The sequence below is a fragment of the Vibrio sp. TRT 21S02 genome, assembly GCF_050113675.1.
Taxonomy (GTDB): domain Bacteria; phylum Pseudomonadota; class Gammaproteobacteria; order Enterobacterales; family Vibrionaceae; genus Vibrio.
Window position 1 is genome coordinate 1 of record NZ_JBNJOI010000061.1, and the last position, 1,074, is coordinate 1,074.

A 1,074-nucleotide genomic window follows, 5' to 3' on the forward strand; every position below is an offset into this window, starting at 1 on the left:
ACTCATTCAAAAATGGATTAAAGGAAGGATTACGATGCCAACTCCATGTTATATCTCTATCGAAGGTCAGGTTCAGGGCCTTATCACTGCTGGCGCATGTACTGCAGATTCTATCGGTGACTCTTACGTGGAAGGCCACGAAGATGAAATGCTGGTACAAAAATTCGACCACGTTGTGACAGTACCAACTGACCCACAATCAGGTCAGCCTGCAGGTCAACGTGTTCACAAACCATTCCAGTTCACAGTGTCACTGAACAAAGCCGTTCCTTTGCTATACAACGCACTGGCATCGGGTGAGAAGCTGTCTTCTGTTGAGCTAAAGTGGTACCGCACTTCAATCGAAGGTAAACAAGAAAACTTCTTTACTACCAAGCTTGAGAACGCCTCTATCGTTGATATCCAGTGTGAGATGCCACACTGCCAAGACCCAGCGATGTCTGACTTCACGCAAAACCTAACCGTGTCTCTGACTTACCGTAAAATTACGTGGGATCACGTGAATGCAGGTACTTCAGGCTCTGATGACTGGCGTAAGCCAGTTGAAGCGTAAGCTTTGACTTGAATTCAGTAACTCCAGCATTGCAGTGCGTTATCACTGCAATGCTGATTACTCAAGGAAAAGCCTTAAGCAAGGCGCAGCACCGCTGTTTCTTGCTTAAGGTTTTAACGCTTATAGCGGGATAAGGACAGAAGTATGGCAACGTTGAATTTCAATCTGCGCGTCGATGGGCTAGAAGACGGCACCTTAGTGGTTCGGGAATATCATGGCAGTGACTCCCTTTCTCAAAGTCGCTTGGATGATGGCAACCTGTGCCACGGTTACCGATATGAACTGGCACTGGCCAGTCGCAAAGCCAACCTCACCGCAGACCAAGTGGTGGATAAAGCCATTCAGTTAGAAATTGAACTCAACGGTCAGATTGTTCAACGGGTTCATGGTATTGCCCGTAACTTCACCAAGGGTGATACTGGCCATCATCACACCTTCTATGCCTTAACCTTAGTTCCTGCTCTTGAACGTTTATCCCTGCGCCATAACAGCCGTATCTTCCAGTTAAAAACCGTCCCTGA

Annotated in this window: 2 protein-coding genes; both read left to right on the forward strand. The window is 47.2% G+C overall.

The window, feature by feature from the left end:
- The first annotated feature begins 34 nt into the window (after positions 1-34).
- Complete coding sequence (locus ACQEXU_RS21920; RefSeq protein WP_367989965.1) at positions 35-553, forward strand: Hcp family type VI secretion system effector; 519 nt, start codon at positions 35-37, stop codon at positions 551-553.
- A gap of 144 nt (positions 554-697) precedes the next feature.
- Positions 698-1,074, forward strand: a 377-nt coding sequence (locus ACQEXU_RS21925) for a contractile injection system protein, VgrG/Pvc8 family (protein WP_427012295.1), incomplete at its 3' end; no start/stop codon positions are given.

Coding starts and splice junctions, on each gene's coding strand:
- ACQEXU_RS21920 (WP_367989965.1), top strand. CDS start 35: ATGCCAACTCCATGTTATATCTCTATCGAAGGTCAGGTTCAGGGCCTT.